Here is an 8,102-nt window from a genome sequence, read left to right on the forward strand (position 1 = left end):
TACCGTGACCGGGTGCGCGGGATCATCCTGGCCGGGGGAACCGGCAGTCGACTGTGGCCGATCACCCTCGGGGTGAGCAAGCAGCTCATGCCGGTCTACGACAAGCCGATGATCTACTACCCGCTCTCGACGCTGATGATGGCCGGCATCCGCGAGGTGCTGGTGATCACCACCCCCGGGGACCGGGACTCCTTCGCCCGCCTGCTCGGCGACGGCGCCCGGCTGGGCATGCGCATCGACTACGCCGTACAGCCGGCACCGGAGGGCCTGGCGCAGGCATTCCTCATCGGCGCCGACTTCCTCGACGGCCAGTCCGCCGCGCTGGTGCTCGGCGACAACATCTTCTACGGCGCCGGCCTCGGCACGGCCCTGTCCCGGCTGCCCGAGCCCGACGGCGGGCACGTGTTCGCCTACCACGTCGCCGAGCCAGCGGCCTACGGCGTCGTGGAGTTCGACGCCGCCGGCCGGGTGCTGTCGATCGAGGAGAAGCCGGCCCGCCCGAAGAGCAGCTACGCGGTGCCGGGGCTGTACTTCTACGCCGCCGACATCGTCGACGTCGCCCGGGGCATCACCCCCAGCGGCCGGGGCGAGCTGGAGATCACCGCGGTCAACGAGCACTACCTGCGGCAGGGGCGGCTGACCGTCACCGCGCTGGACCGGGGCACCGCCTGGCTGGACACCGGCACCTTCACCTCGCTGCGCCAGGCCACCGAGTTCGTCTCGGTGGTCGAGGAGCGGCAGGGGCTGAAGATCGGGTGCATCGAGGAGGTCGCCTGGCGCAACGGCTGGCTGGACGACGACGGGCTGCGCCGGGCCGCCGAGCCGCTGGCCAAGAGCGGCTACGGCGACTACCTGCTGGGCCTGCTGGGTCAGAACCGCCGGTAGTCGGTCGGGGCCATCCGCGGCCCCCGCTTCGGCGGCATGCTCCCGCCCACCTCCAGCAGCCGCACCACCCGCTGCCGGTGCCCGCGCCACGGCTCGAGCAGCTCCAGCATGCCGGCGTCGTCGGTCTTCCGGCCGGCCAGCGACCAGCCGACCAGGTTCTTCAGGTGGTAGTCGCCGACGCTCACCGAGTCCGGGCAGCCCACCGCCCGCTGGGCCACCTCGGCGGCGGTCCACACCCCGATGCCCGGCACCGACTGCAGCCGGCGGCGGAGGCCGGCGCAGCCGCCGTGGTCGTCGACCTCCAGGCGGGAGGCGACCGAGGCGACCGCGCGCAGGGCGCGTCGGCGGGCGCCGTCCAGGCCGCAGGCGTGCCACTGCCAGTCGGTGACCGCCAGCACCCGCTCGGGCGAGGGGACCACCCGCATCCCGACCGGCGCGGGGCCCGGCGCCGGCTCACCGGCCAGCCGCAGCAGCTCCCGCCAGGTGCGGTGCGCCTCGATCCCGGTCACCTTCTGCTCCAGCACCGCCGGCGCCAGCGCGTCCCAGACCCGGCCGGTGGCGCCCAGCCGCAGCCACGGGGTCGCCCGGTGCAGCCGCGCCAGCAGCGGGTGCGGTGCCGGGTCGAACCCGCCGGGGGTGTCCTCGGCCCCCAGCCAGCGCGGGCCGGTCGCCACCGCCCAGTCCGCCCCGGGGCCCCAGCCGTCGAGGCGCAGCCCGCCCGGTCCCCCGCTGACCCGCAGGGTGGCCGGGCCGTCCGGGGTCGTCGTGGTGCGCCAGACGCCGTCGTCGGCGTAGCGCAGCGTCGGGTCGCCGGTGCCCCGGCGGTCGCGGGAGAGCACCCGGCGCACGTCCAGCGGCCAGTCGGGCACCCAGGTCCGCGTGGCGGTGTGCGCAGGTGCGACCGCCGTCACCGGGGCGCCATGCGGAGCGCGCCGTCCATCCGGACGACCTCGCCGTTGAGGTAACCCTGCCGGACGAGGGCCAGCGCCAGCTCGGCGAAGTCCTCGGGCCGCCCCAGCCGGCGCGGGAACGGGACGTTCTCGGCCAGCGCGGTGCGCGCGGCCTCCGGCAGGGCGGCCAGCAGCGGGGTGTCGACGATCCCGGGGGCGATGGTGACCACGCGGACGCCGACCGGGGCGAGGTCCCGGGCGGCCGGCAGCGTCATGCCGACGATGCCGCCCTTGGACGCGGCGTAGGCGACCTGCCCGACCTGCCCGTCGTACGCGGCGATCGAGGCGGTGTTGACCACGACCCCGCGCTCCCCGTCCGGGCCCGGGTCGGTGGCGGCCATCGCCGCGGCCGCCAGCCGGAGCACGTTGAACGTGCCGACCAGGTTCACCGTCACCGTGCGGGTGAAGGCGCCCAGCTCGTGCGGGGCGCCGTCGCGGCTCAGCAGCCGGCCGGCGTGGCCGATGCCGGCGCAGTTCACCGCGATCCGCAGCGGGCGGTCCTTGCCGGCGGCGTCGGCGACCGCGGCCTGCACCGACGCCTCGTCGGTCACGTCGGTGCGGACGAACGACGCTGCCCCGCCCAGCTCGGCGGCGAGCGCCGCGCCGCGGTCGGCGTCGAGGTCGACCACGGTCACCGCGGCACCGGCCGCGGCGAGGGCCCGCGCGGTGGCGGCGCCGAGCCCGGAGGCCCCGCCGGTGACGAGAGCGGCGACGTCGAGGTCGGTCATGGCAGCGAGATTAACCACCGGCGGCGACCACCCGGCCTAGCTGAACCGGCGGCCGAACCGCTCCTCGACGAGGGCCAGCAGCTGCTTCACCCGCTCGGCGTCGGCGACCGGGCAGACCATGGTGACGTCGGCGGTGTGCACGACCACGCTGTCGCGCACCCCGACGAGGGCGACCAGGTGGTCGGGGTCGTCGCTGAGGACGACGTTGCCGGCGCTGTCGGCCAGCACCGTGAGCCCCTGGGTGGCGTTGCCGGCGGCGTCGGTGGGCAGGGTGTGCGCCAGCGCCGGCCAGGAGCCGACGTCCAGCCAGTCGACGTCCAGGTCGACCACGGCCACCCGGCCCGGCTCGGTGGCCGCGGGCTCCAGCACCGCGTAGTCGACGCTGATCTTCGGCAGCGTCGGGAAGACCTCGGCGAGCACGGCGTCGCGCTCCGCGCCGGCCGGGGCGGCGACGACCCGGGCCAGGCCGGCGGCGGTCTCCGGCAGGTGCTCGGCCAGCGCGTCCAGCACGGTGCGCGCCCGCCAGACGAACATGCCCGAGTTCCAGACGTAGTCGCCCGAGGCGAGGTACGCCTCGGCGGTGGCCCGGTCCGGCTTCTCCTTGAACGCCGCCGCCTCGGCCGCGCCGGGCACGCCGGTCGGCGCCCCCTTCTGCACGTAGCCGAAGCCGGTGGCCGGTGACGTCGGGGTGACGCCGAGGGTCACCAGGGCGCGCGGCCGGGCGGCCAGGACGGCGTAGGCGGTCCGCAGGGCCGCCGCGAAGCGCTCCACGGGGCGGATGACGTGGTCGGCGCTGACCACGGCCAGCTCGGCGTCGGGGTCGACGTCCGCGACCAGGGCGGCGGCCAGCCCCACGGCGTTGGCGGTGTCCCGGGCCACCGGCTCGAGGACCAGCCGGTCGGCGGCGAGCTCCGGCAGGGCGGCGCGCACCGCGTCGGCGTAACCGGCCGCCGTGCACACCCAGATCCGGTCGGCGGGGAGGACCGCCCGCAGGCGGCCGAAGGCCTCGGCCAGCAGGCTGTGCGCGCCCCCTCCCTCCTCGGCGACCACGTCGAGGAGCTGCTTGGGCCGGGCCGCCCGGGACAGCGGCCACAGCCGCGTGCCCGAACCGCCCGCCATGATCACCGCGTGCTGCACGTCACCGCTCCGATCGGTCGAGGTCGTCGGCGCCGCGCTGGAAGCGGGCCCCGGCGGCCACCTGGCCGCTGACGAAGGACAACAGCATCCGGGCGCCCAGCCCCGCGCGGAGCGCGGCCCGCAGCGGCGCGTTGCCCGGGCCGGGGTGCCGGGCGGAGAGGTAGCGCAGGGCACTGGTGTGGTGCACCCGCGCCATCCGGTGCGGCTGGCGCCGGGTGGCGTGACCGCCCTCGTGCACCACCACGGCGGAGGGGACGTAGACGTTCAGCCAGCCGCGGCGGCCCAGCCGCTCGGCGAGGTCGACGTCCTCGAAGTACATGAAGTAGCCCGGGTCGAAGCCACCGATCGCGGAGAAGGCGGCCAGGTCGACCAGGAGGCAGGAGCCCGACAGCCACCCGGCCGGGCGCTCCCGCGGCGCCTCCCGCTCACGCCGGTACCGCGCCGTCCAGGGGTTCGCGGGCCAGAACCACCCGAACGCCGCATGGCCGATGCCGGTCGAGAGCCGGGGCAGGTCCCGGGCCGACGGGTAGAGCTCGCCCTCCGGCGTGCGGATGGCCGGACCCAGCGTGGCCGCCCGCGGCCAGCGGGCGGCGGCGGCGAGCAGCTCGTCCACCGAGCCGGGCTCGAAGCGGACGTCGGGGTTGGCCACCAGCGCCCAGCCCTCGGTGACGTCGGCCAGGCCGGCGTTGACCGCCGCCCCGTACCCGACGTTGCCGCCGGTGGGCAGCAGCCGGACGTTGCCGTGCGCCGCCGCCACCCGCTCGGGCGCGCCGTCGGTGGAGCCGTTGTCGGCGAGCACGACGTCGGTGGCCCGGGTGGTCGCCGCGGCCAGCGACTCGACGAAGCCGTCGAGCGCCTCACCGGGTGAGTACGTCACCGCGACGACGCGGAGCGGGGGGACCGGGACGGGAGGACGCACGGGCCGACCCTAGAGGCGCGCGGTCGCCGACCTGCGCCTGGACCGGCCGCCACCGGCCACGGCGGCGCGGGACCCGGAGCACCCCGGGTGCGGGAGCGACGCCTGGGGTGGGTGTGCCACGACGGGTGCCGAGGGGCGCCGGGACCGGCGTGCGGTCGTGGCCCCCCCGGGCCGCCCGGGTACCGTCGGTCCCCGTGACTGGTGCGCCCCCTGACCTCGTCGTCGTCGGCTCCGGCTTCTTCGGCCTCACCGTGGCCGAGCGCGTGGCCAGCCAGCTGGGCAAGAAGGTGCTGGTCCTCGACCGCCGTGACCACATCGGCGGCAACGCCTACTCCGAGCCCGAGCCGGAGACCGGCATCGAGGTGCACCGGTACGGCGCCCACCTGTTCCACACCAGCAACGAGCGGGTCTGGCAGTACGTCAACCAGTTCACCGAGTTCACGAAGTACCAGCACAAGGTCTACTCGATCTTCGACGGCCAGACCTACTCCCTGCCGATGAACCTGGCCACGCTCTGCCAGTTCTTCGGCCGCAGCTTCTCCCCCGACGAGGCCCGCGCGCTCGTCGCCGAGCAGGCCGGCGAGTTCGACACCGCGTCGGCCGCCAACCTGGAGGAGAAGGCCATCTCGCTGATCGGCCGTCCGCTCTACGAGGCGTTCATCCGCGGGTACACGAAGAAGCAGTGGCAGACCGACCCCACCGAGCTGCCGGCCGCGGTCATCGCCCGGCTCCCGGTGCGCTACACGTTCGACAACCGCTACTTCAACGACACGTACGAGGGCCTGCCGGTCGACGGCTACACCGCCTGGCTGACCCGGATGGCCGAGCACCCGGACATCGAGGTGCGGCTGTCCACCGACTGGTTCGACGTGCGGGACGAACTGCCGGGTGACGTGCCGACGGTCTTCACCGGCCCGATCGACAAGTACTTCGGCTACGCCGCCGGCGAGCTGGGGTGGCGCACGCTGGACTTCGAGACCGAGGTCCTGCCGATCGGCGACTTCCAGGGCACCTCGGTGATGAACTACGCCGACGAGGACGTGCCGTTCACCCGGATCCACGAGTTCCGGCACTTCCACCCCGAGCGCGCCTACCCGGCGGACAAGACCGTCGTCGTCCGCGAGTACTCGCGTTCGGCCCAGAGCGGCGACGAGCCGTACTACCCGATCAACACCCCCGAGGACCGCGCCAAGCTGGAGACCTACCGGGAGCTGGCCCGGAAGGAGGCGGCCGAGAAGCGTGTGCTCTTCGGCGGCCGGCTGGGCACGTACAAGTACCTGGACATGCACATGGCCATCGGTTCCGCCCTGAGCATGTTCGACAACCGGATCCGGCCCTTCTTCGACGAGGGTGGCTCGCTCGACGGCCGCCTCGACGACTGAGCACTGAGGACTGAGCAGCACCATGACGACGACCGAACCGATCGCCCCCGAGGACGCCCCCGTCTCCCCCGAGGTCGTCAGCGAGCCCACCGCCGAGGACCTGGCGCCCGGCAAGGCCGTCGAGCTGCTGCAGCGGGTGCTCCTGCCACGACCGGCCGACCAGCTCAAGGTCCGCAGCCTGTACGTGGACGAGACCAACAGCAACCGGATCCGCGCCGTGGACCGGTACACGGCCGAGGTGGGCCCCGGCGCCGAGCTGTCCTTCGCGACCTACTTCAACGCCTTCCCGGCGAGCTACTGGCGGCGCTGGAGCGTGCTGGACAGCGTCGTCCTCCGGGTGACGGTCGCCGGCACCTGCCGGGTCGACGTCTACCGGTCCAAGGCCGACGGCGAGTCGATGCACATCACCGGCGCGACCCACGAGGGCGGTGACGAGCGGACGCTGGAGTTCGAGCTGGACCTGGGGCCGTTCGTCGACGGCGGCTGGTACTGGTTCGACGTCACCACCGAGGAGGAGACCACGGTCCGGCGGGCCGGCTGGTACGCACCTCGGGCACCCGAGGTGGTGCCGCGCCTGTCGGTCGGCATCTGCACCTACAACCGCCCGGTGGACGCCGTCGCCGCGCTGACCGCGCTGGTCGAGGACGAGGTGGTGCGCGACCTGCTGCACCTGGCCGTCGTCGCCGACCAGGGCAACGACCACGTGCGGGACGCCGCCCAGTACCCGGCGGTGGCCGAGGCCCTGGGCGACCGTCTGCGGATCGTCGAGCAGCCCAACCTCGGCGGCAGCGGTGGTTTCGCCCGCACCATGCACGAGGCCTTCACCCGCAGCGAGGCCACCCACCACGTGCTGCTCGACGACGACATCCAGCTGGAGCCCGACAGCCTGCTGCGCGCCCGCGCGTTCGCCGCCTACGCCCAGCAGCCGGTGCTGGTCGGCGGCCAGATGCTCGCCCTGCAGGACCGCTCGGTGCTGCACACCATGGGCGAGATCGTCGACCGGTCGAACTTCTTCTGGCGGAACGCCCCGAACACCGAGTACTTCCACGACTTCGGCGAGAAGACGCTGCGCCAGTCACCCGACCTGCACCGGCGGATCGACGTCGACTACAACGGCTGGTGGATGTGCCTGATCCCCCGCACGGTGTTCGAGGCGGTCGGCATGCCGCTGCCGGTCTTCATCAAGTGGGACGACGCCGAGTACGGCCTGCGGTCCTTCGCGGCGGGCTTCCCCACCGTGTCACTGCCGGGTGCGGCCATCTGGCACCTCTCGTGGGGTGACAAGGACGACGCCAGCGACTGGCAGGCCTACTTCCACATCCGCAACCGGCTGATCGCGGCGGCGCTGCACTCGCCGCACAAGCACGGTGGCCGGCTCTTCCCGGAGATGATCAAGCACGACCTCCGCTTCCTGATCAACCTGCAGTACTCCACGGTCGAGCTGCACCACATGGCCTACCGGGACTTCCTGGCCGGCCCGGAGAGCCTCTTCGAGGGGATGCCGGGGTCGGTGGGCCGCGCACGGGAGACCCGGAAGAAGCACCCCGACGGCCGGGTGCTGTCCTCCTCCGCGGCGCTGCCGCTGCCCTCGATGAGCGCGGCGGAGACCATCGGCTTCCGCAAGATCCCGGTGACCCCGCCGCAGATCGGCTCGACCCTGCTGAAGGCGATCGCGCACAACGTCTCCCCGGTCGACCCCGCCCACCGCGAGGTCCCGCAGCTGAACCTGGCGTTCCAGGACGCCCGCTGGTTCATGCTCGCCCGGCTGGACAGCGCCACGGTCGGCACCGCTGACGGGCGCGGGGTGACCTTCCGGCAGCGCGACCCGGAGGCCTTCCGCCGGCTGTCGGCCGGGTCGGCGAAGCTGCTCCGCCAGATGAGCCGTGAGTGGCCGGAACTGCAGCGCCGGTGGCAGGCGGCCGCCGCGGAGCTGACCTCCGTCGACCGCTGGGCCGAGGCCTTCGAGTCCTGGGGCTCGCGGCGCGTCTGAGCCACAGCGGTACGCGAGAGGGGGGCCCGGCCCGCGGGCCGGGCCCCACACGCGTGACCCCCGAACCGCGCCCCCGGGGGGCTCTCACCGGTGCAAACAGCTGGCCGGCCG

General features: G+C 74.2%; 7 protein-coding genes. 3 read left to right on the forward strand and 4 right to left on the reverse strand.

Features of this window, described 5'->3' with window-relative positions:
• The first annotated feature begins 12 nt into the window (after positions 1-12).
• Positions 13-885 (forward strand): glucose-1-phosphate thymidylyltransferase RfbA, encoded by an 873-nt coding sequence (gene rfbA, locus ACI79Y_RS11965; protein WP_457158695.1) that lies wholly within the window; start codon positions 13-15, stop codon positions 883-885.
• On the opposite strand, the gene ACI79Y_RS11970 is transcribed toward rfbA, so the two are convergent.
• The 4 genes from ACI79Y_RS11970 to ACI79Y_RS11985 are packed head-to-tail and all read right to left on the reverse strand — an operon-like array spanning position 870 to position 4,619.
• Entirely contained in the window at positions 870-1,796 is a 927-nt protein-coding gene (locus tag ACI79Y_RS11970) for a DNA-3-methyladenine glycosylase family protein (protein ID WP_457158696.1), read from the reverse strand. The genes rfbA and ACI79Y_RS11970 overlap by 16 nt on opposite strands.
• Positions 1,793-2,563 (reverse strand): SDR family NAD(P)-dependent oxidoreductase, encoded by a 771-nt coding sequence (locus tag ACI79Y_RS11975; protein WP_457158697.1) that lies wholly within the window; start codon positions 2,561-2,563, stop codon positions 1,793-1,795. Before ACI79Y_RS11975 ends, ACI79Y_RS11970 begins: the two co-directional genes overlap by 4 nt.
• Before the next feature lie 36 nt (positions 2,564-2,599).
• Entirely contained in the window at positions 2,600-3,700 is a 1,101-nt protein-coding gene (locus ACI79Y_RS11980; RefSeq protein WP_457158698.1) for a mannose-1-phosphate guanylyltransferase, read from the reverse strand.
• Position 3,701: 1 nt separating this feature from the next.
• Positions 3,702-4,619, reverse strand: coding sequence for a glycosyltransferase family 2 protein (locus tag ACI79Y_RS11985; RefSeq protein WP_457158699.1), 918 nt, complete (start codon positions 4,617-4,619; stop codon positions 3,702-3,704).
• 194 nt (positions 4,620-4,813) lie between these two features.
• On the opposite strand from ACI79Y_RS11985, the gene glf reads away from it, so the two are divergent.
• Together glf and ACI79Y_RS11995 are read left to right on the forward strand one after the other, a co-directional pair.
• Positions 4,814-6,001 carry a UDP-galactopyranose mutase gene (gene glf, locus ACI79Y_RS11990; RefSeq protein ID WP_457158700.1) on the forward strand — a complete coding sequence of 396 codons (1,188 nt, stop codon included), beginning with the start codon at positions 4,814-4,816 and terminating at the stop codon, positions 5,999-6,001.
• Positions 6,002-6,023: 22 nt separating this feature from the next.
• Entirely contained in the window at positions 6,024-7,991 is a 1,968-nt protein-coding gene (locus tag ACI79Y_RS11995; RefSeq protein WP_457158701.1) for a glycosyltransferase, read from the forward strand.
• Positions 7,992-8,102 lie beyond the last annotated feature (111 nt).

The organism is Modestobacter sp. SYSU DS0875, assembly GCF_054050915.1.